At 72.3% G+C, this 23387-nt stretch carries 22 protein-coding genes; 14 read left to right on the top strand and 8 right to left on the bottom strand.

Going from position 1 to position 23387, the window contains the following annotated elements; translation table 11 throughout:
* Positions 1-128 precede the first annotated feature (128 nt).
* Genes WN71_RS05300 through WN71_RS05285 form a run of 4 tightly spaced genes read left to right on the top strand, consistent with a single transcriptional unit; the run spans position 129 to position 3851 of the window.
* A complete protein-coding gene (locus WN71_RS05300) occupies positions 129-1196 on the top strand; it encodes a glucose-1-phosphate thymidylyltransferase (RefSeq protein WP_046587296.1) in 1068 nt (355 codons plus the stop codon).
* Positions 1193-2170, top strand: coding sequence for a dTDP-glucose 4,6-dehydratase (gene rfbB, locus WN71_RS05295; protein ID WP_046587298.1), 978 nt, complete (start codon positions 1193-1195; stop codon positions 2168-2170). Before WN71_RS05300 ends, rfbB begins: the two co-directional genes overlap by 4 nt.
* Positions 2170-3051: a dTDP-4-dehydrorhamnose reductase gene (rfbD, locus tag WN71_RS05290; protein WP_046587301.1), complete on the top strand. Its 882-nt coding sequence runs from the start codon at positions 2170-2172 to the stop codon at positions 3049-3051. Before rfbB ends, rfbD begins: the two co-directional genes overlap by 1 nt.
* Positions 3048-3851, top strand: a complete 804-nt coding sequence (locus tag WN71_RS05285; RefSeq protein WP_046587303.1) for a class I SAM-dependent methyltransferase — start codon at positions 3048-3050, stop codon at positions 3849-3851. Before rfbD ends, WN71_RS05285 begins: the two co-directional genes overlap by 4 nt.
* 86 nt (positions 3852-3937) lie before the next feature.
* Here the strand turns inward: WN71_RS05285 and rfbC are convergent, their stop codons facing one another.
* From rfbC to WN71_RS05270, 3 genes are all read right to left on the bottom strand, one after another.
* Positions 3938-4543 (bottom strand): dTDP-4-dehydrorhamnose 3,5-epimerase, encoded by a 606-nt coding sequence (gene rfbC / locus WN71_RS05280; protein WP_046587305.1) that lies wholly within the window; start codon positions 4541-4543, stop codon positions 3938-3940.
* 4 nt (positions 4544-4547) lie between these two features.
* The gene (locus WN71_RS05275; protein WP_046587307.1) at positions 4548-6506 is read right to left on the bottom strand and encodes a glycosyltransferase family 2 protein; all 1959 of its coding nucleotides are present in this window, start codon (positions 6504-6506) and stop codon (positions 4548-4550) included.
* Between the two features lie 131 nt (positions 6507-6637).
* Entirely contained in the window at positions 6638-7228 is a 591-nt protein-coding gene (locus tag WN71_RS05270) for an isochorismatase family protein (protein ID WP_046587309.1), read from the bottom strand.
* 245 nt (positions 7229-7473) lie between these two features.
* Here WN71_RS05270 and WN71_RS05265 point away from each other — a divergent pair, with 245 nt between their 5' ends.
* On the top strand, positions 7474-7977 hold the full coding sequence (locus WN71_RS05265; RefSeq protein ID WP_046587310.1) for a metallophosphoesterase family protein: 504 nt from the start codon (positions 7474-7476) through the stop codon (positions 7975-7977).
* A 246-nt stretch (positions 7978-8223) separates the two neighbouring features.
* Here WN71_RS05265 and WN71_RS05260 read toward each other — a convergent pair whose 3' ends face one another.
* The gene (locus WN71_RS05260; RefSeq protein WP_046587313.1) at positions 8224-9333 is read right to left on the bottom strand and encodes an XdhC family protein; all 1110 of its coding nucleotides are present in this window, start codon (positions 9331-9333) and stop codon (positions 8224-8226) included.
* Between the two features lie 303 nt (positions 9334-9636).
* Between WN71_RS05260 and WN71_RS05255 the strand changes: the two genes are divergently transcribed.
* On the top strand, positions 9637-11610 hold the full coding sequence (locus WN71_RS05255; RefSeq protein WP_046587315.1) for an elongation factor G: 1974 nt from the start codon (positions 9637-9639) through the stop codon (positions 11608-11610).
* A gap of 87 nt (positions 11611-11697) precedes the next feature.
* Positions 11698-13572, top strand: a complete 1875-nt coding sequence (locus WN71_RS05250; RefSeq protein WP_046587317.1) for a cellulase family glycosylhydrolase — start codon at positions 11698-11700, stop codon at positions 13570-13572.
* 24 nt (positions 13573-13596) lie between these two features.
* On the opposite strand, the gene WN71_RS05245 is transcribed toward WN71_RS05250, so the two are convergent.
* Positions 13597-14835 (bottom strand): glycosyltransferase, encoded by a 1239-nt coding sequence (locus WN71_RS05245; protein ID WP_046587319.1) that lies wholly within the window; start codon positions 14833-14835, stop codon positions 13597-13599.
* Positions 14836-15149: 314 nt separating this feature from the next.
* Positions 15150-15515, bottom strand: coding sequence for a nuclear transport factor 2 family protein (locus WN71_RS05235; protein WP_046587323.1), 366 nt, complete (start codon positions 15513-15515; stop codon positions 15150-15152).
* A 171-nt stretch (positions 15516-15686) separates the two neighbouring features.
* Between WN71_RS05235 and WN71_RS05230 the strand changes: the two genes are divergently transcribed.
* From WN71_RS05230 to WN71_RS05220, 3 genes are all read left to right on the top strand, one after another.
* Positions 15687-15983 carry a hypothetical protein gene (locus tag WN71_RS05230; RefSeq protein WP_046587325.1) on the top strand — a complete coding sequence of 99 codons (297 nt, stop codon included), beginning with the start codon at positions 15687-15689 and terminating at the stop codon, positions 15981-15983.
* Positions 15984-16163: 180 nt separating this feature from the next.
* Positions 16164-17249: an S-(hydroxymethyl)mycothiol dehydrogenase gene (locus tag WN71_RS05225; RefSeq protein WP_046587327.1), complete on the top strand. Its 1086-nt coding sequence runs from the start codon at positions 16164-16166 to the stop codon at positions 17247-17249.
* Positions 17249-17878, top strand: coding sequence for an MBL fold metallo-hydrolase (locus WN71_RS05220; RefSeq protein WP_046587330.1), 630 nt, complete (start codon positions 17249-17251; stop codon positions 17876-17878). Before WN71_RS05225 ends, WN71_RS05220 begins: the two co-directional genes overlap by 1 nt.
* Positions 17879-18032: 154 nt before the next feature.
* On the opposite strand, the gene WN71_RS05215 is transcribed toward WN71_RS05220, so the two are convergent.
* Entirely contained in the window at positions 18033-18563 is a 531-nt protein-coding gene (locus WN71_RS05215) for a hypothetical protein (protein ID WP_046587332.1), read from the bottom strand.
* Positions 18564-18613: 50 nt separating this feature from the next.
* Here WN71_RS05215 and WN71_RS05210 point away from each other — a divergent pair, with 50 nt between their 5' ends.
* Together WN71_RS05210 and WN71_RS05205 are read left to right on the top strand one after the other, a co-directional pair.
* Positions 18614-19414, top strand: a complete 801-nt coding sequence (locus tag WN71_RS05210; RefSeq protein WP_046587334.1) for an SDR family NAD(P)-dependent oxidoreductase — start codon at positions 18614-18616, stop codon at positions 19412-19414.
* Between the two features lie 203 nt (positions 19415-19617).
* Entirely contained in the window at positions 19618-20313 is a 696-nt protein-coding gene (locus tag WN71_RS05205; RefSeq protein ID WP_046587336.1) for a L,D-transpeptidase, read from the top strand.
* Positions 20314-20389: 76 nt separating this feature from the next.
* Here the strand turns inward: WN71_RS05205 and WN71_RS05200 are convergent, their stop codons facing one another.
* The gene (locus tag WN71_RS05200) at positions 20390-21592 is read right to left on the bottom strand and encodes a Gfo/Idh/MocA family protein (protein ID WP_046587418.1); all 1203 of its coding nucleotides are present in this window, start codon (positions 21590-21592) and stop codon (positions 20390-20392) included.
* Positions 21593-21819: 227 nt separating this feature from the next.
* Between WN71_RS05200 and WN71_RS05195 the strand changes: the two genes are divergently transcribed.
* Both WN71_RS05195 and WN71_RS05190 read left to right on the top strand, forming a co-directional pair.
* Positions 21820-22995, top strand: a complete 1176-nt coding sequence (locus WN71_RS05195) for an ROK family transcriptional regulator (RefSeq protein WP_240529565.1) — start codon at positions 21820-21822, stop codon at positions 22993-22995.
* A 137-nt stretch (positions 22996-23132) separates the two neighbouring features.
* Complete coding sequence (locus WN71_RS05190) at positions 23133-23306, top strand: hypothetical protein (protein WP_240529564.1); 174 nt, start codon at positions 23133-23135, stop codon at positions 23304-23306.
* Positions 23307-23387: the final 81 nt, after the last annotated feature.

Below are 23387 nucleotides of genomic sequence, written 5' to 3'. Positions count from 1 at the left end.
GCGCGCTTTGCCCGGAACACCCGGTCACAGGGCCGTCGCCCTGCGGCAAGCTCACGTCGGCACTGCCGTAACAAAGCGACAAAACTGGAACCGGGACCTGACGGACGATCGAGGCTAAGGTGAAGCAGATGAAGGCTCTGGTGCTCTCCGGCGGTGCCGGTACACGGCTGCGTCCGATCACACACACCTCGGCGAAGCAACTCGTTCCGGTGGCGAACAAGCCCGTGCTGTTCTACGGCCTCGAATCGATCGCGGCCGCCGGGATCACCGAGGTCGGGGTGATCGTCGGGGACACCGCGGAGGAGATCCGCGAGGCGGTCGGCGACGGCGCGCAGTTCGGCCTGGACGTCACCTACATCCCGCAGGACCGGCCGCTCGGCCTGGCGCACGCGGTGCTCATCGCCCGCGAGTACCTCGGTGACGACGACTTCGTCATGTACCTGGGCGACAACTTCATCGTCGGCGGCATCACCGACCTCGTCGACGAGTTCCGCGCCCACCGCCCCGACGCCCAGATCCTGCTCACCCGCGTCCCCGACCCGCGCGCCTTCGGCGTCGCCGAACTCGACGCCGCCGGGCAGGTCGTGGGCCTGGAGGAGAAGCCGAGCGAGCCCAAGAGCGACCTCGCCCTGGTCGGCGTCTACCTGTTCACCCCGGCGATCCACGACGCCGTACGCGCCATCGAGCCCTCCTGGCGCGGGGAGTTGGAGATCACCCACGCCATCCAGCGGCTCATCGACGTCCGCGCCGAGGTGCGTTCCACCATCATCAAGGGCTACTGGAAGGACACCGGCAACGTCACCGACATGCTGGAGGTCAACCGGACCGTCCTGGAGGCGATGGACGAGCGCATCGACGGCACGGTGGACGAGGCGTCCGAGGTCGTGGGCCGCGTGGTGGTCGAGAAAGGCGCGCGCATCGTCAACTCCCGCGTCGTCGGCCCCGCGATCATCGGCCACGGGACCGAGGTGATCAACTCCTACGTCGGCCCCTTCACCTCCGTCGCCGAGAACTGCCGCATCGTCGACAGCGAGTTGGAGTTCTCCATCGTGCTGCGGGACTCCTCCATCGACGGGGTGGGCCGCATCGAGTCCTCACTGATCGGCCGGCACGTCGAGCTGACCCCGGCCGCGGGCGTCCCCAGCGCCCACCGTCTCGTCCTCGGCGACCACAGCAAGGTGCAGATCCATTCATGAACCTCCTCGTCACCGGCGCCGCCGGTTTCATCGGCTCCACGTACGTACGGCAGTTGCTCGCCGCGGACGCGCCCGGCGCGCCCCGGATCACCGTGCTCGACAAGCTGACCTACGCGGGCACCCTCGACAACCTCCCGATCGGCCACCCCCGCCTGGAGTTCGTCCAGGGCGACATCTGCGACGCCGACCTCGTCGAGAAGCTGATGGCCGACGCGGACGAGGTGGTGCACTTCGCCGCCGAGTCCCACGTGGACCGCTCCATCCTGGGCGCCGCCGACTTCGTGCGCACCAACGTCCTCGGCACGCAGACCCTGTTGGACGCGGCCCTGCGGCACGGCGTCGGCCCGTTCGTGCACGTCTCCACCGACGAGGTCTACGGCTCCATCACGTCGGGCTCCTGGCCCGAGGACCACCCGCTTGAGCCCAACTCGCCCTACTCCGCCTCCAAGGCCTCCTCCGACCTGCTCGCCCTGGCCTACCACCGCACCCACGGCCTCGACGTGCGGGTCACCCGCTGCTCCAACAACTACGGGCCGCACCAGTTCCCCGAGAAGGTCATCCCGCTGTTCGTCAGCAACCTCCTCGACGGCAGGAAGGTGCCGCTCTACGGCGAGGGCCTCAACGTCCGCGACTGGCTGCACGTCGAGGACCACTGCCAGGGCGTCGAACTGGTCCGCACCCGCGGCCGCTCGGGCGAGGTCTACAACATCGGCGGCGGCACCGAACTCAGCAACAAGGAACTCACCGGGCTGCTGCTGGAGGCCTGCGGCGCGACCTGGGACAGCGTCGAGCACGTCGAGGACCGCAAGGGCCACGACCTGCGCTACTCCGTCGACTGGTCCAAGATCCGCGACGAGTTGGGCTACCACCCGCGCCGCGAGTTCACCGCCGGCCTCGCCGACACCGTCGCGTGGTACCGCGACAACCGTGCCTGGTGGGAGCCGCTGAAGCGACGCGCCGGACAGGGGGCCTGATGCGCTGGCTGGTCACGGGGGCGGGCGGCATGCTCGGCGCCGACACGGTCGCCGAACTGCGCGGCCGCGGCGCGGACGTCACGGGCCTGACCCGCGACGACCTCGACATCACCGAACCGGGCGCGGTGCGGCGGGCGTTCGCCGACCACGGGCCGGACGTGATCGTCAACTGCGCCGCCTACACGGCCGTCGACGACGCCGAGACCGACGAGGCCCGCGCCCTGAAGGTCAACGGCGAAGGACCCCGCGTCCTCGCCCGCGCCTGCGCCGAGCACACGGCCCGGCTCGTCCACGTCTCCACCGACTACGTCTTCTCCGGCGAGGCCCGCACCACGCCGTACCCGGAGGACCATCCGACCGCGCCGCGCACCGCCTACGGCCGCACCAAACTCGCCGGTGAACGCGGTGTCCTGGAGGAACTCCCGGACGCCGCCGCCGTCGTGCGGACCGCCTGGCTCTACGGCGCCCACGGCCGCAACTTCGTGGCGACGATGCTCGACCTGGAGACCCGCCGGGACACCCTCGACGTCGTCGACGACCAGCGTGGCCAGCCCACGTGGAGCGCCGACGTCGCCGAACTGCTCGTCCTCGTCGGCACCAGGCTCAGCCGGGGCGAGGACGGCCGCGGGGTCTTCCACGCCACGAGTTCCGGCGAGGCGAGCTGGTACGAGTTCGCCCGTGAGATCTTCCTGCTCGCCGGCGCCGACCCGGACCGGGTGCGCCCCACGAGCAGCGACGCCTTCCCGCGGCCCGCCCCGCGCCCCGCCTACAGCGCCCTCGGGCACGACAGGTGGCGCGAGATGGGCCTGGCGGCGCCGCGGGACTGGAAGTCCGCCCTCAAGGAAGCACTGCCTCATATCCGCAAGGAGAGTCTGTCGTGAAGCGTCATGAGTTCCTGCGGGAACTCCACAAGGTCACCGCGAACCGCAACTACCTGGAGATCGGCGTCAACGACGGGCGCAGCCTGACGCTCTCCCGGGTGCCCAGCATCGCGGTCGACCCCGCCTTCAAGGTGGTCACGGAAATCCGCTGCGACGTCCATCTGGCCAAGGCGACCAGCGACGACTTCTTCGCGCGCGACAACCCGCTGGCGCACCTGCGGGGCGGCCGTCACCCGCTGCGTCAACTGGCGCGCAACCGCAGCCCGTTCGGCTACTGGCAGCGCACCACGCTCGACCTGTCGTTCATCGACGGCATGCACCTGTTCGAGTACGCGCTGCGCGACTTCATCAACATCGAGAAGCACGCGGACTGGGCGAGCGTCATCGTCTTCGACGACATGCTGCCGCGCAACATCGACGAGGCCGCCCGCGACCGGCACACCAACGCCTGGACCGGTGACGTCTACAAGCTCGTCGAGATCCTCAACCGCCACCGCCCCGACCTGGTGACGGTCCTCGTCGACACCGAGCCCACCGGCCAGCTGGTGGTCTTCGGCGCGGACCCGTCGAGCACGGTCCTCAAGGACAAGTACGACGAGATCATCGCCGAGTTCGAGGTGCCCGACCCGCAGAAGGTGCCCGAGTCGATCCTGGAGCGCACGGTGTCCGTGAAGCCGGAGACCCTGGTCGGCGCCGGCTTCTGGGGCCCACTGGTCAAGGCGCGCAACCGCGGCACCAAGCGCGCCCGCGGCTGGGAGCCGCTGCGCCGCGCGGTGAGCCAGCTCGGCACGGTGCGTTGACCCGCACCCCGGACGACGGAGCGGCTCACCCGGAACCTTCCGGGTGAGCCGCTCCGTCGTCCGGTGAGCCGCGCCGCCGTACGACGTCAGTCGCCGCTCGCGCCGCGCAGTCGCGCGTAGTGGGCCGCGCAGTCCGCGTACGACGGCAGCAGACCCGAGCGCAGCGCCTCGGCCAGCGACGGCGCCTCGGCGTCCTTGTCGGACAGGACCGGCTCGATGCCGTCCGGCCAGGCGATGCCCAGGTCCGGATCGAGCGGGTGCAGCCCGTGCTCCCGCTGCGGGGCGTACCCGGTCGAGCACAGGTAGATCACCGTGGCGTCGTCGGTGAGCGCCATGAACGCGTGCCCGAGGCCCTCGGCGAGGAACACGGCGTGGTGCGTGTCGTCGTCCAGCCGCACCGCCTCCCACTGGCCGAAGGTGGGCGAGCCGGTCCGGATGTCCACCACCACGTCCAGCACGGCACCGCGCACGCAGGTGACGTACTTGGCCTGCCCCGGCGGCACGTCCGCGAAGTGCACACCGCGCACCACGCCCCGCCGCGAGACGGAGCAGTTGGCCTGCGCCGGCGTCAGGTCGTACCCCGTCGCCTCGCGGAACTCCTCGCCGCGGTACCACTCGTGGAAGGAGCCCCGGTCGTCCGGGAACACCTTCGGCTCCAGCACCCAGGCTCCCTCGATGCCCAGTGAACGCACCCCGTCACGCCCTTCCCGTCGCGCCCTTGGGCGCCGTCCTGCCCAGGACCGTGCCTACCAGGCGGCGCAGCCGCCGCACCACCCGCCGTGCGGTGCCCGGCGCCGCCGGAGCCGCCACCTGGACGCCTCCCGCCCGCCCGGCGCGCAGCGCCACCGGCAGCACGTGGAAGCGCCGCGGCACGGCGTCCGGGACCGGACACAGCTCCGGCCGCCAGCTCGCGCCGCGCAGCTCCGCCGACGGCAGCGTGACCGCGAGGGCCGCGCCGGGGCCGTCGGTCGGTGCCAGCGTGCCGGGCGTCTCGACGACCTGTCCGCCGGTGCCGGTCAGCCGCAGCACGACGTCCGTGGTGCGCCCGACGTGCAGCGGGAGCACCGCCTTGAGCCGGTCCCCGGAGAGCAGGACGTCTTCGGGCGCCAGCCGGTTCAGCTTGAGGGCCTTGCTCGCCAGATCGACGTCCAGCGAGAGGTTGCCGTGCTGCTTGGTCCAGTACGGCAGGACGACACGGCCCGCGACGACACCGGCGTACGGCGTCGGACGGCGGTGCGCGGGCGCCGGGCCCAGCCGGCACTCCTTGGTCCAGCTGCCGAGCCTGACCCGCACGAACGTGTCCCACAGCGCCGCTTCGAGCGGTGCGCCGCCCGCCGCGCCGGCCGGGTCGACGGTGGCCGTCGCGTGCAGGACCAGCCGCACCCGGCCGTCGCCCGCCGGGACCTGCTCGCGGGAGAACTCCACCGGCTGGAAGTAGGACGCCGAGCTCTCGCGGTTGCGCAGCACCAGGTCCACGCCGGCCCGTTCCAGCGCGGCCACGGAGTCGGCGCCGAGCCAGGCGATCGCCTGGTCGAGGTCGGCGGGCAGGCCCTCGGCGGGCGTGCCCTGCGCGTCCGCCGGGAAGGTCAGCGGCACCTTGGCCGCGGTGTACTCGACGGTGAAGCCGACCCGCAGTTCGTCGCCCTGCCAGGCCACCGTGTCCGGGACCGCCTTGGGCGCGACGCTCTTCTCCCACTCGGCCAGCCGTACGACGTCGTCGTAGCGGTCGGCCCTGATCAGCCCGGCGACGATGCGCTGCGCGGGCGGCAGACCGGCGTCCACGCCGGGGCCGAAGCGCTCCACGACGACCGCGCGCATCTCCTCGAACAGCTCGCGCCGGTAGGCGTCGGGCTTGGACAGCAGCCGGTTGCCGCGCATCCGCTCGACCATCTCCACCCGCAGCCAGCGGCGGAAGAGCCGGTCGCGCAGCCGGCCCGGCTCGGTGTACCGCTCCACGACGTCGAGGGCCTCGCGGAGGTTCTTGAAGTAGCCGACCGGGTCGAAGCGTTGGAAGCCCGCGTTCGAGGCGTCGTCGCGTCCGATGTGGTAGTAGCAGACGTAGTCGCTGAGCACGGAGACGTTGTCCGCCCGCAGATACGCCTCGGTGACGAAGACGTGGTCCTCCAGGCGGCGCCTGCCCTCGGGGAAGCGCAGCTCGATGCGGTCGAGGAAGTCCCGCCGCAGCATCTTGTGCGGGGTGAGGCTGTCGATCAGCGGCGCGTTCTCGACCGAGGCGTGCGGGCGGTTGACGCGGAACAGCTCCACCGGCACCGAGCGGTTCTTGCCGGCCATCTTGCCGACGACGACGTCCGCCTTGTTGGCGACGCCGTATTCGTACATCCGCTCCAGGGCCTCGTCGCCGAGGTAGTCGTCGTTGTCGACGAACATCACGTACTCGCCGCGCGCGGCCTCGATGCCGACGTTGCGCGGCTTGCCCGACCAGCCGGAGTTGGCCTGGTGGATCACCTGGATGTGCGGGTGCTCGGCGGCGACCGCGTCGAGCCGGGCCGGGGTCGCGTCGGTGGAGCCGTCGTCGACGAAGATCACTTCGAATTCGTCGGGAGGCAGCGACTGCCGCAACATCGAGGAGATGCAGTCCTCGATGTAGGACCCGGGGTTGTACACGGGGACGACAACGCTGACTTTGACCGGCATCCGGCTTCCAAGCCCCCTTAGCTCGCCACCCTGTGTGGTGGCACGGTGCGCGTGGGCGAAGCCTAACCCGCCCGCTTGGGCGGGTTCACACCGGACTGTTCCGTCGGTGTCACAGTCCGTCTACGGCACCTTCACCGCGCGTCGTCGGTCTTGGCCAGCGTTTCGAGCACCTCGGCGGTGGTGCCCGTCTCGCCCAGCCGCGGGAAGATGCGCCCCACGCTGGCGTGATGGGCCTCGGCGCTCATGTCGGACATGGCGTCGGTGGCGAGGGTGACGTGGTAGCCGTGCTCGTGGGCGGCGCGGGCCGTCGACTCGACGCCGATGCTGGTCGCGATGCCGGTCAGGACGATCTGGGTGACCCCGCGGCGGCGCAGCTGCACGTCGAGATCGGTGCCGTGGAAGGCGCCCCAGTTGCGCTTCGTCACGACGATGTCGCCGGGGTGTCCGGCGAGTTCGTCGACGATCAGGTCCCAGCCCTCGGGGCGGGCGGCGCCGCCCCGGGGCCGCTCGGTGCGGCCCGGCACGGCGTCGGAGCCGTCCGCCGCGAAGGAGACGCGGACCAGGACGACCGGCAGGTTCCGGGCGCGGAAGGCGTCGGCGAGTTCCACCGTACGGGCTACGACGTCGGCACCCGGATGGGGTTCGACGGGTGCGCCGGCGATGCCGCGCTGGAGGTCGACGACGACGAGGGCGGAACGGGGGTCGAGGGTGCTGAGTGCCACGGGAGGCCTTTCGAAGGGGCGGGGCCGGTGGCCCGCGACCCGGGCGCGCGCCGGATCAGGGGGCCCGGTGATCCATGGGGCCACCGTAGGTCAGACCGCCGGAACTGTCCAGTTCAAGCTGCACAGTTTGGACTGAAGATCTCCGGCCGCGGGCCTGCCGTCCGCACCGGCGCCGCGGGGTGCGCGCGGTGCGCCGGGTGTTCGGGGTGTGCGGAGGATGCGAGACGCCCGCCTACGCTGGGCCCGTGCGCCTGCTCCTGATGTCCGACACCCACCTCCCGCTGCGCGCCAAGGCACTGCCGCCCGCGCTGCTCGACGAGATCCCGCGCGCCGACGTCGTCCTCCACGCCGGGGACTGGGTGGACACCGCCACGCTCGATCTGCTGGAGGCGCGCAGCCGACGGCTCGTCGGGGTCCACGGCAACAACGACGGCCCCGCGCTGCGGGCGCGGCTGCCCGAGGTGGCCTACGCCGACCTGGACGGCCTGCGCTTCGGCGTCGTGCACGAGACCGGCCCCGCCGCCGGACGCGAGGCCCGCTGTGCGGCCCGCTTCCCCCACCTGGACGTCCTGGTGTTCGGGCACAGCCACATCCCGTGGGACACCACCGCGCCGAGCGGGCTGCGGCTGCTCAACCCCGGCTCACCGACCGACCGCAGGCGCCAGCCGCACTGCACCTACCTCACCGCCACCGTGGCGGACGGCGAGCTCACGGACGTGGAACTGCACCGGCTGCCGCCACGGTCGTAGGACATCCCCGCGGCGCCGCGGTCCGGGCGCGCCGCGCACCCCCGGACCTGGCTCCGGACATGGCACCGGGCCGCTCCAGCGTGGGGAGCGGCCCGGGCGCTGCGAGTGTGCGCTTTCTGTCACGGACCTCCTTCCAGGGGAGGGACGGCATGTCATGCCTTTCCGATGCTGCGTTGACTACCCCCTCTCCTGCGCGTAACACCAGAAACCGGGAAAAAACTAAAAACGTCGCGTTTCTGCATCGACTCACCCGTCGCCGCCGGGCCGGTGAATCGCCCCCTCCGTGCCGGTGAGCGGGCTGCCGGTGCCGCCCCAGCGCAGCGCGACGATCTCCCCGGCGACGGACACGGCGACCTCCTCGGGGGTACGGGCCCCGAGGTCCAGGCCCAGCGGCGACCGCAGCCGGGACAGCTCCGCGGCCGTCAGCCCCGCCTCGGCGAGCCGCCTGGACCGGTCGTCGTGGGTACGGCGGCTGCCCATCGCGCCGATGTAGGCGGCGGGCCGGCGCAGCGCCTCCGTCAGCAGCGGCACGTCGAACTTCGGGTCGTGGGTGAGCACGCAGATCACCGTGCGCCCGTCGGTCTCGGTGCCCCGCAGGTAGCGGTGCGGCCAGTCCACGACCACCTCCACGCCCGGCGGGAAGCGCCGGGGCGTGGCGAAGACGGGCCGCGCGTCGCAGACCGTCACGCGGTAGCCGAGGAAGTCACCGATCCGGGCGACCGCGGCCGCGTAGTCGATCGCGCCGAACACCAGCATCCGGGGCGGCGGCGCGAACGAGTGCAGAAAGACGGCGACCGCGTCCTCCCGGCGCTCGCCGTGCGGCCCGTAGTGCCGCAACCCGGTCGCGCCGAGCGCGAGTTCGCCGCGGGCGTCGGCGGTGACCGCCGCGTCGAGGCCGCTCGCGCCCAGGGTGCCGAGGACCCGGTCCGGCCACACCGCGAGCGCGGCGCCGCGCGGGGCGGGCCCGTCGGCCACCGTGGCCACGGTCACCGGGCGGCCCGCCGCCACCGCCTCCGCGACCGCGCCGAAGACGGGATCGCTGTCGGGGCCCACCGGCCGTACCAGCAGGGTGATCTCGCCGCCGCAGGTCAGTCCGACCGCGAAGGCGTCCGCGTCGCTGTACCCGAACGTCGCAAGGCGTGCCGTGCCGCTCGCCAGCACCTCCCGTGCGAGGTCGTAGACGGCACCCTCGACACAGCCGCCGGAGACGCTGCCGACGACCTCGTCGCCGGGCCCGACCGCCATCGCCGCGCCGGGGCCCCGCGGCGCGCTGCGGCTCACGGCCACGACCGTGGCCAGGCCGAACGGCGACCCCTCGGCGTACCACCGGCCGAGTGCCGGAAGAATCTCGCGCACGAGCGCCTCCTTGTCCCGCGCCGCCGCCCCACGTCCGTGGGAGCTGCCTCGATGGCCGGCCAGCCGGTCCCGACCCGCCGGTCCCGACCCGCCGATCAGGCCGTCCGACCTGCCGATCAGGCCGTCCGAGCCGCCCGGCCGATCGGACCGCGGGTCCTTCCGCGGCCGTTAATCCGTTGCCCGGCTCCGCTCCGTTCTGCTGCACTGCTGAGACCACCGCCGAACCGCGAGGAGTCCCGATGCGCGCAGCGTGCATGTCCACCCAGGAAGGAATCCCTCCCATGCCGAAGGACATCACGCTCAGTGCACCTGCTCAATCTGGGAATCCTCGCCCACGTGGACGCCGGTAAGACCAGCCTGACCGAGCGGCTGCTGCACACCGCCGGAGTGATCGACGAGATCGGAAGCGTCGACGCCGGCAGCACGCAGACCGACACGCTCGCGCTGGAGCGGCAGCGTGGCATCACCATCCGGTCCGCCGTCGTCTCGTTCCCGGTCGACGACGTGACCGTCAACCTCATCGACACCCCCGGTCACCCCGACTTCATCGCCGAGGTGGAGCGCGTCCTCGGCGTGCTCGACGGCGCCGTGCTCGTCGTCTCGGCCGTCGAGGGCGTCCAGGCGCAGACCCGCGTCCTGATGCGCACCCTGCGCCGGCTGCGCATCCCCACCGTGCTCTTCGTCAACAAGATCGACCGGCGCGGCGCGCGGGAGGACGAGGTGCTCGCCGCGATCGCCCGGCGGCTCACCGCGGACGCCGTACCCCTGGGCCGCACCCATGACCTCGGCACCCGCGCGGCCGGCTTCGTCCCCGGCCTCGACGCGCGGGCGCTGGACGTCCTGTCCCGGCACGACGACGACCTGGTGGCGGCGTACGTGGCAGGGGCGGGCGTCCCGGAGCCCCGGCTGCGGGCCGCGCTCGTCGCGCAGACCCGGCGGTGCCGGGCGCACCCGGTCCTCTTCGGCTCGGCGGCGACCGGGGCCGGCGTGGCGGCGCTGACGGCCGGGATCAAGGAGTTGCTGCCCGCCGCCGACGGCGACCCGGACGGTCCGGTCTCCGGTTCGGTGTTCAAGGTGGAGCGCGGCCCCGCCGGGGAGAAGATCGCCTACGCCCGCGTCTTCTCCGGCACCCTGCGCACCCGCGACCGCGTGCCGTTCGGCGCCGACGGCCGGGACGGCAAGGTCACCGCCGTCAGCGTCTTCGACCACGGCACCGACCTGCGCTGCGACGCCGTGCCCGCCGGACGCATCGGCCGGCTCTGGGGCCTCGCCGACATCCGCATCGGCGACGCGCTGGGCCTGCCGCCCGCCGCGCACGGGCCCGCCTTCGCGCCCCCGACCCTGGAGAGCGTGGTCGTGCCCGAACCCGGCACGGACGAGCGGGCGCTGCATCTCGCGCTGACCCGGCTCGCCGAGCAGGACCCGCTGATCGGCCTGCGTCACGACGAGGCGCGGCGGGAGCTGTCGGTGTCGCTCTACGGAGAGGTGCAGAAGGAGGTCGTCCAGGCCACCCTCGCCGACGAGTTCGGGCTCCGCGTGGGCTTCCGGGAGACGACCGTCATCTGTGTGGAGCGGCTGCTGGATGCGGGCGCGGCCGTCGAGTTCAACAAGAAGGACGGCAACCCGTTCCTCGCCACCGTGGGCCTGCGCGCCGAGCCCGCCGCGCCGGGTGCGGGCGTCTCCTTCCGCCTCGGGGTGGAGCTCGGCTCGATGCCGTACGCCTTCTTCAAGGCCGTCGAGGACACCGTGCGGGAGACCCTGGAGCTGGGGCTGCACGGCTGGCGGGTCCCCGACTGCGCGGTCACGATGACCCACTGCGGCTACTCGCCGCGGCAGAGCCACGCCCACCAGGGTTTCGACAAGAGCATGTCGAGCACCGGGGCCGACTTCCGCGGCCTCACCCCGCTGGTGCTGGTCGAGGCGCTGCGGCGGGCGGGCACCGCGGTCCACGAGCCGGTGCACCGCTTCCGTCTGGAGGCGCCGGCCGACACCCTGGGCGCGCTGCTCCCGCTGCTCGCCCGGGTGCGGGCGGTGCCGCGCACCACGCGCACCCGGGGCGCGCTGTGCGTGCTCGAAGGCGTCGTACCGGCGGCGCAGGTGCACGAGCTGGAGCGCCAACTGCCCGGCCCGACGCGGGGAGAGGGCGAACTGGAGAGTTCCTTCGACCACTACGTGCCGGTCGTCGGCGACACGGTGCCCGAGCGCTCGCGCACCGACCACAACCCGCTGCACCGCGCGGAGTATCTGCTCAACGTGACACGCAGGGTGGGGGGTTGACGGAGGAGTGCTCCAGAGGCGCCTGATGAATTGAAACTTACTCAACAGTCAGGAGTATTGACGGTACCGGAGCCCCGCCGGACTGTAATGCACATGACTACTATCCGGGCACGAATGATCGTTGTCCTGGTTGTCCTCTGCGGATTCCTGACGGTGGCGGGCGCCTCGCCCGCCACCGCCGCCACCCCGGCCGGGTCGCTCGCCTTCGACGGCTCACAACTCACCGTCCAAAGCGGCCGGTTCGTCGACTCCTACGGCCGCGAGGTCGTCCTGCGCGGCTACAACGTCTCCGGCGAGACCAAGCTGGAGGAGGACAGCGGCCTGCCCTTCGCCTCCGTCGCCGACGCGCAGAAGTCGGCGGCCGCGCTGCGCGCCCTCGGCGGCGGCAACTCCGTCCGCTTCCTGCTCTCCTGGGCCCATGCGGAGCCCGTGCGGGGCCAGGTGGACACCACGTATCTTGCCGCGGCCACCGACCAGATGCGCGCCTTCCTCGACGCGGGCATCCGCGTCTCCGCCGACTTCCACCAGGACCTCTACTCCCGCTACCTCTTCAACAGCGGCAGCTGGTACACCGGCGACGGCGCCCCCGCCTGGGCCGTCGCGCTCGGCGGCTACCCACAGGAGTCCTGCGGGATCTGCCTGTTCTGGGGCCAGAACATCACCCAGAACACGGCCGTGACCGACGCGTTCCACGACTTCTGGCACAACGCCTACGGGCTTCAGGACGCCTACCTCGCCACCGCCCAGACCACGATGACCTACGTCCGCACCCACCTGTCGTCCGACGAGTTCGCCGGCGTCATCGGCTTCGACCCCTACAACGAGCCCTACGCGGGCACCTACGACTCCGGCGAGACCAGCCGCAGTTGGGAGCAGAACGTGCTCTGGCCGTTCTACACCGCCTTCCGCGCCCGCATGGACGCGGCCGGCTGGCAGGACAAGCCCGCACTCGTCGAGCCGAACCCCTTCTGGAACGCCAACATCGACTCCCAGAAACAGGAGGGCGGACTGCTCGACGCCGGCACGCTCGGCCCGCGCTACGTCTTCGAGACCCACTTCTACGACCAGAAGGCCATCTCCGGCATCCTCATGTGGGGCAAGGCGGCCGACGGGCAGTACGCCACCGACTTCGGCACCATCCGCGACCGCGCCTCGGCCGCCGGAACCACCGCCGTGGTCGGCGAGTTCGGGCACCCGCTCTCCGGCACGGTCTCCGACAAGGCGCCCACCGTCCTCAAAGCGATGTACCAGGCCCTCGACTCCCGCCAGTCCGGAGCCAACTGGTGGACCCACCCTGCGTCCTCGGGCACGGTCCTGTCGGGCGACCAGTGGCAGTGGGACATCTACAGCGGCCGTCACCACGAGGCGATGAACGGGAACACCAGCAAGATCCAGACCTCCGGCGACGGCTGGAACGGCGAGGACTTCTCCGCCGTCGCCATGGACGACTCCGGAACGGTGACCCTCCGTCAGGACGCCCGGCTGCTCGATCGCGTGTACCCGAGCGCCACCGCGGGCACCACCCTCGCCTTCACCTACGAGGACCGCTCCCGGGACGGCTCCACCACCCTGACCTGGAACCCGGTGCCCAGCACGCTGCCGCACGTGTCCCAACTCGTCGGCTCGGGCCAGTACAGCCTGCTGGTCTGGCGCTCCGGCGGCCAGTCCGCCCCCACCGAACTGCACCTCCCGGCGTCCTTCCCCACCGCCACCACCACGGTCGTCTCCGACCTGGGCACCGCGTACGGCCCGCCGTCGTACGACGCGACCACCCCGAGCGCGACACCGATCGCCACCGCCGCCGAACCGGGCGGCACCGGCAGCCGCCGCCTGCTGCTCACCGCGACCGGCTCCGGCACCGTGCACTACGCGCTGATCACCAACGGCGCGAGTGCGCCGAGCGCGGCACTGCTCAGCGCGGCCCAGTCGGAACTGGCGGCCTGGGCGGCCACGAACTTCTGAACGGGCGTACGGCCACGGGGTGGTTCACCCGTGCCCGCCGTCCAGCCGGTCCAGCGCCTCCAGCACCGGCGCCACGCCGTCCTCCGCGCGGACCCGGGTCCCCAGGGCCCGTGCCCGCGCGGAGAACCCGGGCTCACGGGCCGCCCGCACCAGCGCCCCGGCCAGCGCGTCCACGGTGAGGCCGCGCAGCGGTACGGCGGCCGGGGCCACGCCGAGCGCGGTGAGCCGCGCGGCCCAGAAGCCCTCGTCGAACTGGACGGGCACGGGCACGGCCGGCACCCCGGCGCGCAGCCCGGCGGCGGTCGTCCCCGCGCCCGCGTGATGGACCACGGCGGCCATCCGCGGAAACAACGCGGAGTGCGGCACCTCGCCGATGGTCAGCATGTCGTCCCCGTCGGCGGCCAGCCCGCCCCAGCCGCGCTGGATCACCCCGCGCAGCCCCGCCCGGCGCAGTGCGGCCGTGACCCGAGCGCTCAGCCGTTCGGCGTCGGGCACGGTGGCGCTGCCCAGGCCGACGAAGACCGGCGGGTCACCGGCGTCGATGAACTCGGAGATCGTGGGCGGGAGTTGCGCGTCGCCGTCGTAGGGCCACCAGTAGCCGGCGACACCGTGCCCGGCCGGCCAGTCGTGCGGGCGGGGCACCACCCGCGGGCTGAAGCCGTGCAGGACCGGCCGGGCCGCGTGCTCGCGGGCGCGGCGCACCACGCCCGTGCGCGCGGGAGGCAGCCCGAGCCGGGCGCGTACGTCGGGAACGACCGCCGTGAACACCTGCTCCATGCCGAGGGCGACACCGTGCCCGGCGACCCGGTTGCCGAACCCGCCCCAGGAACCCGCGCTCAACACGGCCGGCGCGAACTCCCGGGTGGGGGAGAGGGGTTGGAGGCAGACCCCGAGACTCGGCAGCGACAGTCCCTCGGCGACGGTGTGGCCGAGCGGCGCGAGCGACCCGGAGAGCAGCAGGACGTCGGCCGAGCGGGCGGCGGCGACCAGGTCGCCGGCGATCCGGCCCACCAGCGCGCGGGCCATCCGCGCCAGCCGGGCGGCCTTGCCCACACTGCTCGCGCTGCGGTGCAGCCCCCGCCCCCGCTCCGACTCCAACTCCGCCCGGGGATCGACCGGAAGGGCGTGGAAACCGACCCCGGACCCCTCGACCAGCGGCGCGAAGCAGCCGTGCGTGACCAGGGTGACCTCGTGCCCCGCACGACTCAGCCCGTGCCCCAGTCCCGTGTACGGCGCCACGTCCCCGCGGGACCCCGCCGTCATGATCGCTACCCGCACGACGGCCAGTATGGCGGCGCCCGGCGTACCTCCACCACAACACCGTCCTCGTAGGACCCCGCGCTACGGCCGCCGCCGCAGCGGCCGAGGCAGGCCGGGGCGGTGGGAGAGGGCGCTTCGCGTGTGCGGCCGGGCCGCGTGCAGGGCCGACCGGAGCAGTGCCACGGCCATCACCCGGTCCACCGCGGACACCGGGTTCCTGGTGCGGGAGGGGGCGGGCCGGGCCGCACCCGGTCCGGCCCGCATCGTGAAGCTCCAGGTCGCCCGACAGGTGACCTGGATCCTCGGCAGCATCCCCGTTATTCGTCCCATGCCTGGATCACGATCTGCTCGGCGATCTTGCCGTCGCGCAATGTGATCATGGACTCGGAGAGCACGCGGGTTCCGTCCGCGTACTCGCAGGACTCGCTGTAGGCGGCACGGTCGCCCTGCATCACGCACTGTTCCAGCTTGTGCGTCATGTCGCGGCTGTACACGTCGTTCAGCATCTCGGCGATCTGCACCCTGCCGTGCAGGACCATGGGATGGCTGGGCTGGGTGTTGCGGTCGACGATGCGGATCTCGGCGTCGTCCGCGTAGAGGGCGAGAAGGGTGTTCCCCGTGTTGCCTTCCACCGCCCGGCGCAGCATCTCGGTGTCGAAAGTGGAACCTGTCGCGGTGCCCATGCTGACCTCCTTCGAGGTCCGCGGCCCGAGGGGACACGGGCCGCGGCACCCTCACCTTCGAGCGTCCTCCGCCCCGGCGGCCCCGGCAAGCGCAGCGGTACCGGTCAGCCTGTCGGGTGAGCGGTGGTCCGTACCCGTGTCCGAGCGGCCCGCGCGGCCGTTGCGCACGGCATGATCTCCCCTCGACGTATCGTCGCCGCCGTCGGCCTGGCCGTCGGCGTCACCGGCCTCGCCGCCCCGCTCGCCCAGGCCGCCCCGCAGGCATCGGGTCAGCTGAATCCGGTCAGCACCCTCGACTCGATCGCCGCGAGCGGCATCCCCGCCGAGGAACAGGGCCGGCTGCCCCATCTGAGGGACGAACTGGCTGCCCTCAACGGGGTCAACGGGCTCAGCGAACTCGGCCAGCTGCACCAGGTCACCGACCTCGCCGCACCCGTGACCGGCCTGCTCCCGGGGATCGAGGCCTGACCACGCCGCACCCCGAGGGCCGCCCGCCAGGGCGGCCCTCGGGCCTGTCGTCACCCTCCCGTCCGCCACGCGACGCCCGGCCCCGGGCGCGTCGCCTTGCGCCCGCCCCCTCCGTGCCGTTACCGATCGGTCACACGTAGGGTCGAAGAGACGCACCCCTCGGAGGAAAGGTCCAGCACAATGGCGCAGGAAGTACGCGGCGTGATCGCACCGGGGAAGAACGAGCCCGTGCGCATCGAGACGATCGTCGTGCCGGACCCGGGACCCGGCGAAGCCGTCGTACGCGTCCAGGCGTGCGGGGTCTGTCACACCGACCTGCACTACAAGCAGGGCGGGATCAGCGACGACTTCCCCTTCCTGCTCGGCCACGAGGCGGCCGGCGTCGTGGAGTCGGTCGGCGACGGCGTCACCGACGTCGCGCCCGGCGACTTCGTGATCCTCAACTGGCGTGCCGTGTGCGGCCAGTGCCGGGCCTGTCTGCGCGGCCGCCCCTGGTACTGCTTCAACACGCACAACGCGAAGCAGAAGATGACCCTCACCGACGGCACCGAGCTGTCGCCCGCGCTCGGCATCGGGGCGTTCGCCGAGAAGACGCTGGTGGCGGCCGGACAGTGCACCAAGGTCGACCCGGCGGCATCCCCGGCCGTGGCGGGCCTGCTGGGCTGCGGGGTCATGGCGGGCATCGGCGCCGCCATCAACACCGGCAACGTCGGCCGGGGCGACAGCGTGGCCGTGATCGGCTGCGGCGGGGTCGGCGGCGCCGCCGTCGCGGGATCGCGGCTGGCCGGGGCCGCGCGGATCATCGCCGTCGACATCGACGACCGCAAGCTCGCCACCGCCAAGGCGCTCGGCGCCACCCACACGGTCAACTCCCGTGAGACGGACGCCGTGGAGAAGATCCGCGAGCTGACCGGCGGCTTCGGCGCCGACGTCGTCATCGAGGCGGTCGGCCGCCCGGAGACCTACCAGCAGGCCTTCTACGCCCGCGATCTGGCCGGCACCGTCGTCCTGGTGGGCGTCCCCACCCCCGAGATGAAGCTCGAACTGCCCCTCCTCGACGTCTTCGGCCGCGGCGGCGCGCTCAAGTCCTCCTGGTACGGCGACTGCCTGCCCTCGCGCGACTTCCCGATGCTCATCGACCTCTACCTCCAGGGCCGCCTGGACCTGGAGGCGTTCGTGACCGAGACCATCCAGCTCGACGAGGTGGAGAAGGCGTTCGAGCGGATGCACGAGGGCGACGTGCTGCGCTCGGTGGTGGTGTTCTGATGACCGCCCGCATCGAACGCCTCGTCACCTCCGGGAAGTTCACCCTCGACGGCGGCAGCTGGGACGTCGACAACAACGTGTGGATCGTCGGCGACGACAGCGAGGTGATCGTCATCGACGCCGCCCACGACGCCGAGGCCATCGCACGCGCCGTGGGCGACCGCCGCCTGACGGCGATCATCTGCACCCACGCCCACAGCGACCACATCGACGCGGCCCCCGCCCTCGCCGACCTCACCGGCGCCACCATCTGGCTGCACCCCGACGACCTGCCGCTGTGGAAGCTCACCCACCCCGAGCGTGAACCCGACCGGCATCTCGCCGACGGCCAGGTGATCGAGGCGGCCGGCGCCGACCTGACCGTCCTGCACACCCCCGGGCACGCACCCGGCGCGGTCTGCCTGTACGACCCCGGCCTCGCCACCGTGTTCACCGGCGACACCCTCTTCCAGGGCGGCCCCGGCGCCACCGGCCGCTCCTACTCCAGCTTCCCGACGATCATCGACTCCGTCCGCGACCGGCTGCTCACCCTGCCGCCGGAGACGAAGGTCCTGACCGGACATGGCGACGCGACCACGATCGGCGCGGAGGCGCCCCACCTGGGGGCATGGATCGCGCGCGGCCACTGAGTCCCTGCGGGCGGCACGTCTGTCTTTCACCTGCGGGTCCGGTGGGGGCTGGTCGCGCAGTTCCCCGCGCCCCCAATCGCTCAGGGGCGCGGGGAACTGCGCGAAGGGGCCCCACCGACCCGCAGGTGAAGAGACAGCCATGCCGCCCGCAGGGCTACCCGGTGGGGGCCGCCGGCCACCGGCCGGAGTGGCCCGTCGGCAGCGACAGATCCTCGCGGACGGCCGCGTAGTAGCGCTGCCGCCCCGTCCGCTGCCGGTCCAGCAGCGCCTGCCACCCCTCGGGGTCGCGCCGGGCCTCGCGCAGGAACGCCTCCATCGCCATCACGGTGCTCACCCACTCCTGGGCCCGGTCCACGACCGCCGGACTGCCCAGCAGGATCAGCGCCTCGCCGTACGGATCCCGGTCGATCTGCGCCTGCGTCATCAGGGGTTCCGCGTCCTCGGCGGACAGCGGGTGGGGATGCGGGTCGTTGCCGAGGTGCGCGGCCACCCGGTAGTTCAGCGTGATGGTCTGCTTCAGCGCCCGCGCCCAGTCGACGTACACCGTGTACCGCTGCTCCTCCCAACGCACCACCCGCTCACGGTCGAACCGGGCGCGGTCGCCCCGCACGATCGCCAGATACGAGCCGAGGGCGCCGATCACCACACCGATGAGCGCGGGAAGTTGCTGTATGAACGCGGACATGGGCGCACGGTATCTGCCCAGTTGATCGCCGGGGCAGTAGGTTCGGGCCCATGGCTGATACCAAGCGGTTCGAAGGGTACGGAGTCCTCGTCACCGGTGCGGCCCGCGGCATCGGCGCGGCCGTGGCCCGGCGGCTCGCCGGGGAGGGAGCGCGCGTCCTGCTGACCGACCGGGACCTGCCCGAGGTCGACAAGACGGCGGCGGCGCTGCGCGACGAGGGCCTCGACGCCGCCTCCGCGCTCTGCGACGTCGCCGACCAGACGGCCGTGGACGCCGCGGTGGCCCACGCGGTCGACCTCTTCGGCGGCCTCGACGTGCTGGTGAACTCGGCCGCGGGCTGCACCCCCGACGCCCCCCGCTTCGAGGACGACAGCGACGCGGCGTGGGCCCGGGACATCGACATCACCCTCACCGGCGCCCGGCGTTGCTGCCGCGCCGCCCTGCCGCACCTGGCCGCCTCCGGACGCGGTGCGATCGTGAGCATCGGCTCGGTCAACGGCCTTCAGGACTTCGGCAATCACGCCTACAGCGCGGCCAAGGCGGGCCTCGCCTCGCTGACCCGCACCCTGGCCGGGCACGCCGCGGCGCGCGGGGTCCGGGTCAACCTCGTGGTGCCCGGGACGGTGCGCACCTCCGCGTGGGAGGGCCGCGAGGACGCGATCGACGGGCTGGCGCCGCTGTATCCGCTCGGCCGGGTCGGCGAGCCCGAGGACATCGCCGCCGCGGTCGCCTTCCTCGCCTCCCGCGACGCGGCCTGGATCACCGGCACCTCGCTCGTCGTGGACGGCGGCCTCACGGCGGTCAACACCGGTTTCCACACCGTGGTCCACCACGGCGGCGCGACGGCGTGACGCCCACGGCGCCGTGACGTTCACGATGGTGTGACGTTGACGACGTCGAGGTGTCGGTGGGCCGCAGGGGGCAGCCGAGACACACGGACATGCAGGGTAAAGTCACCGTTTCGTCGCGGTTCGCCCGCACGCACAACCGTTGGCCCGCCTGCGTGGGTCTAGGCACTCAGAGATCGCACGACGCGTGAAGGGGACGTACCGCCATGCGAGACATAGCAAGACGAGCCGCCGTGGCCGCGGGAGTGACCGGGCTGGTGGCCCCGCTCACGCTGGCCCTGACCGCCGCACCGGCGCAGGCCGCGAGTTGCACCACCCAGGCCGGCCCGTACCAGAAGCAGGTGGAGAAGTTCCTCGGCCGTCCGGTCGACGGCAAGCAGTCCACCGCCGACTGCAAGGCCATACAGGGCTTCCAGACCAAGTACGGCATCACGCCCAGCATCGGCTACGCCGGTTCGGTCACCTGGGGCGTGATGGACCTCATGAACAAGCAGAAGGCCGTGGGCAACAAGCCGAACAAGGACGGCAAGTGCCCGACGAACAAGGGCCGGATCGCCTGCGTCAACCTGTCGCTCCAGATCAGCTGGATCCAGGACGGCAGCAAGCTGGTCTACGGCCCCGTCCCGGTCCGCACCGGCCGCGACGGCTACGAGACCCGTACCGGCCTGAAGAAGATCTACTGGCGTGACATCGACCACGTCTCGACGCTCTACAACGTGGCCATGCCCTACAGCCAGTTCTTCGACGGCGGTCAGGCGTTCCACTCCGTCGCCCTCACCATGTGGACCCCGCCCGGTTCCCACGGCTGCGTCAACATGACCCCCACGGTCGCCAAGAAGTACTGGTCCCTGCTGAAGACCGGCGACGACGTCTTCGTCTACGGCCGCAAGCCCGGCACCTGACCGGCACCGCCATCGTCCCCCCGGGTCCGGGGTGCGCGCGCCGCCGCGCCCCGGACCCGCCCCCGCCGCGTCCCCGTCACGCCTGTGGCGCGTCCCCGAAGTCCGGGATGTCCAGCCGGGTGCCGCCCTGCCGTGCGGAGTCGTGGGCGATGATGCCCGGCAGGGTGTAGCGGGCGGCGACCCAGGCGTTCACCGACGGCAGGGTGCGGGTGTCGACCGCGGTGACGAAGTCGTCCACCAGGAAGTGGTGGCTGCCCTCGTGCCCGTTGTGCAGGGTGTCGAACACCCGCGGCAGCCGCGCGCGGTCGTGCACCGGTGCCGAGCCGGAGGTGAACGCGGCCCGCAGCTCCGGCGCGATGTGCGCCAGCGAGGGGTCGTCGGGCGACAACGACGGCTTGGGTTCGAGCAGTTCGCTGATGTCCTGGACGCCCTTCTTGTCCTGCCACAGGGCCACGGTGGCGAGTTGCTCCATGCTCGCCTCCGTGCCGAAGAACCTGAAGCGGGACTCGCGGATGTGCGAGGGGTAACCCACCCGCCGGAACTCGTTGGTGCGGAACGAGCCGCCGCCGGCGACCTCGAACAGCGCGGTGGCGTTGGAGAAGTCGTTGCCGAACTGGCTGACCGACTTGTCGAAGACGCCGTCGCCGCGCTCGTCGACGACCGCGATCGCCGAGACGCTCACCGCGTGGGTCCGCCACGCGCCCAGCACCCCGCCGACCGAGTGCGTCGGGTAGAGCAGCGGCGGGTAGCTCGCGGTGGCCTTCCAGTTCTCGCCGCCGCTGTAGCGGTAGGCGTCGTAGAACCCCAGGTCCATGTCGTGGACGTAGTCGCCCTCGGCGTAGAACAGCCGCCCGAAGGCGCCCTCGGCGACCTGGTTGCGGGCGTGCACGGTCGCGGGGTTGTACTGGCTGGTCTCGCCCATCATGTACGTCAGCCCGGTGGCCTTGACGGCGTCGATGATCGCGGCGATCTCCTCGGTGGTGATCGCCATCGGCACGGCGGAGTAGACGTGCTTGCCCGCCTGAAGCCCCTGGAGCACCAGCGGGCCGTGCGTCCAGCGCTGGGTGAAGATCGCCACCGCGTCGATGTCGGGGGACTCCAGCATCGCCTCGTACGACGGGAAGGTGCCCGCCAGACCCTGCGCGGCGGCCAGTTGCTCGGCGCGTTCGGGCAGCAGGTCGGTGACGTGGACGTCGCCGACGCCGGGATGGGCCTGGAAGAGGGCGGCGAACTGGCCCGAGAACTGGCCTGCGCCGACGATGCCGAGGGAGAACGTCATGAGATGCGTGCCCTTCACTGGTCCGCTGGTCCACTGGTCGTGGGGTGCGACGCGTCGCGGTGTGGGACGTCGCCGTGCGACAGGTCGCGCCCATTACTTTTGGGCCGGAAATATTGTCGCGTCAAGAGGGCCTCGGATCCCGTCCGATTGTCTTCTGATCGGGTCGGGGTGGCGTTAGGGTGACGCTGTTGCTTCCGTGGTGAAAAGAATCAGGTGACGAGGTGCGGGTGGAGACGACCAGCGTGGCGGGGCGGGTCGGCAGCTGGCTGCCGCTGAGCCCGGGGGAGCGCTCGGTGGCGATCGAGGTGCTGGTGCACGGCCCGCTGTCGCGGACCGAACTGGCGCACCGGCTGGGCCTGTCGGCCGGCAGCCTGACCCGCCTGACCAAGCCGCTGACCGAGGCGGGCCTGCTCGTCGAGGTGCCCGACGGCGGCGGTCTCGCGGAATCCCGCCAGGGCCGCCCCTCCCAGCCGCTCGACGTCGTCGCCGAGTCGCGCCGCTTCCTCGGCTACAAGATCACCGCGGACCGGGTCTACGGCGTGGTCACCACCCTGCGCAGCGAGATCACCGCCCGCTGCGAGCGGCCCCTGACCACCCACGAGCCGGCCGAGGTCGCCGCGCTGCTCGCGGAGATCACCGCCGAGCTGGCCGGGGAGCACCCGGGTCTCGCGGGCATCGGCATCGGGGTGGGCGGTCTGGTCGAGGGCCGCTCCGTGATCGGGGAGTCGCCGTTCCTCGGCTGGCGGGGCGTGCCGCTCGCGGCCCTGGTGGAGGCGCGCACGGGGTTGCCGGTGGTGGTCGAGAACGACGTGGCCGCCTTCGTCGAGGCCGAGACGTGGTTCGGGGCAGGCCGCGGCCTGGACCGGTTCGTGGTGCTCACGATCGGCGCGGGCATCGGCTACGGCCTGGTCCTGGGCGGCAAGCGGGTGCCGGGCACCCACGAGGACCGCGGCTTCGGACAGCACTGGATCCTCGACCCGAACGGCCCGCTCACCCCCGACGGCCGACGCGGCAGCGCCGCCTCGCTGCTGACCATCCCCAGCATCCGCTACCAGGTCCAGGCGGCGGGCGGCGTCGAGCGGTCGTACGAGGAGATTCTCGCCCTGGCCGCGGCCGGGGACCCCATGCCCGCCCGTGTGGTCCACGAGGCCGCGCGCGCCCTGGGCGTGCTGGTGGCGCAGATCGCCAACTTCGTGATGCCGCAGAAGATCCTGCTGGCCGGCGAGGGGGTGGGGCTGATGGATGTGGCGGGCGGGACCGTTGCGGACTCCCTGGTGGCCCACCGCCATCCGCTGGCCGCCCCCGTCGACCTGGAGACCAAGGTCTCCGACTTCCACGACTGGGCGCGCGGGGCCGCCGTACTGGCGATCCAGGTGCTGGTGCTGGGTGCGGCGGACGCCTGAACTCGGCTGCCTGGCGGGGTAGTTGGGTGTGATCGGCGACGCGGCAGATGGACGTGATCAGCAACACTGTCTGAAATGTCCGATTTATGCGAAGTTACTCACACGGCCTTCACGCCGACCGCCGTAAGCTTCACGCCATGTCCACCAGTGTTGAATCAACCACCGAGCGATCGGCGGACGAGGTCAACGAGGAGATCCGGGCCCTGTGGCTCCGGTCGGGCGGGACACTGAGCGTCGCACAGCGCGAGGAGTACCAGCGGCTCGTCCTGGAGTGGGCCCAGGCCGCTCCCCAGCAGGCGAACGCGGCCTGAGACCGCCTCCCCGGTTCCTGAGACCGTCTCCCCGGTCCCACCGCCCGCAGGTCCTTTCCGGTCCCCGCCCGCCCCTGTCCG

The sequence above is a fragment of the Streptomyces mangrovisoli genome, assembly GCF_000974985.2.
In the GTDB taxonomy this organism is placed as follows: Bacteria; Actinomycetota; Actinomycetes; order Streptomycetales; family Streptomycetaceae; genus Streptomyces; species Streptomyces mangrovisoli.
This window is presented reverse-complemented; position numbering and strand designations above follow the sequence as displayed.

Excerpts from the sequence above, each read along its gene's own strand:
- WN71_RS05300 (WP_046587296.1), top strand. The coding sequence starts at position 129 with ATGAAGGCTCTGGTGCTCTCCGGCGGTGCCGGTACACGGCTGCGTCCG.
- rfbB (WP_046587298.1), top strand. The coding sequence starts at position 1,193 with ATGAACCTCCTCGTCACCGGCGCCGCCGGTTTCATCGGCTCCACGTAC.
- rfbD (WP_046587301.1), top strand. The coding sequence starts at position 2,170 with ATGCGCTGGCTGGTCACGGGGGCGGGCGGCATGCTCGGCGCCGACACG.
- WN71_RS05275 (WP_046587307.1), bottom strand. The coding sequence starts at position 6,506 with ATGCCGGTCAAAGTCAGCGTTGTCGTCCCCGTGTACAACCCCGGGTCC.
- WN71_RS05250 (WP_046587317.1), top strand. The coding sequence starts at position 11,698 with ATGCACATGACTACTATCCGGGCACGAATGATCGTTGTCCTGGTTGTC.
- WN71_RS05245 (WP_046587319.1), bottom strand. The coding sequence starts at position 14,835 with ATGACGGCGGGGTCCCGCGGGGACGTGGCGCCGTACACGGGACTGGGG.
- WN71_RS05235 (WP_046587323.1), bottom strand. The coding sequence starts at position 15,515 with ATGGGCACCGCGACAGGTTCCACTTTCGACACCGAGATGCTGCGCCGG.
- WN71_RS05230 (WP_046587325.1), top strand. The coding sequence starts at position 15,687 with ATGATCTCCCCTCGACGTATCGTCGCCGCCGTCGGCCTGGCCGTCGGC.
- WN71_RS05225 (WP_046587327.1), top strand. The coding sequence starts at position 16,164 with ATGGCGCAGGAAGTACGCGGCGTGATCGCACCGGGGAAGAACGAGCCC.
- WN71_RS05220 (WP_046587330.1), top strand. The coding sequence starts at position 17,249 with ATGACCGCCCGCATCGAACGCCTCGTCACCTCCGGGAAGTTCACCCTC.
- WN71_RS05215 (WP_046587332.1), bottom strand. The coding sequence starts at position 18,563 with ATGTCCGCGTTCATACAGCAACTTCCCGCGCTCATCGGTGTGGTGATC.
- WN71_RS05210 (WP_046587334.1), top strand. The coding sequence starts at position 18,614 with ATGGCTGATACCAAGCGGTTCGAAGGGTACGGAGTCCTCGTCACCGGT.
- WN71_RS05205 (WP_046587336.1), top strand. The coding sequence starts at position 19,618 with ATGCGAGACATAGCAAGACGAGCCGCCGTGGCCGCGGGAGTGACCGGG.
- WN71_RS05200 (WP_046587418.1), bottom strand. The coding sequence starts at position 21,592 with ATGACGTTCTCCCTCGGCATCGTCGGCGCAGGCCAGTTCTCGGGCCAG.
- WN71_RS05190 (WP_240529564.1), top strand. The coding sequence starts at position 23,133 with ATGTCCACCAGTGTTGAATCAACCACCGAGCGATCGGCGGACGAGGTC.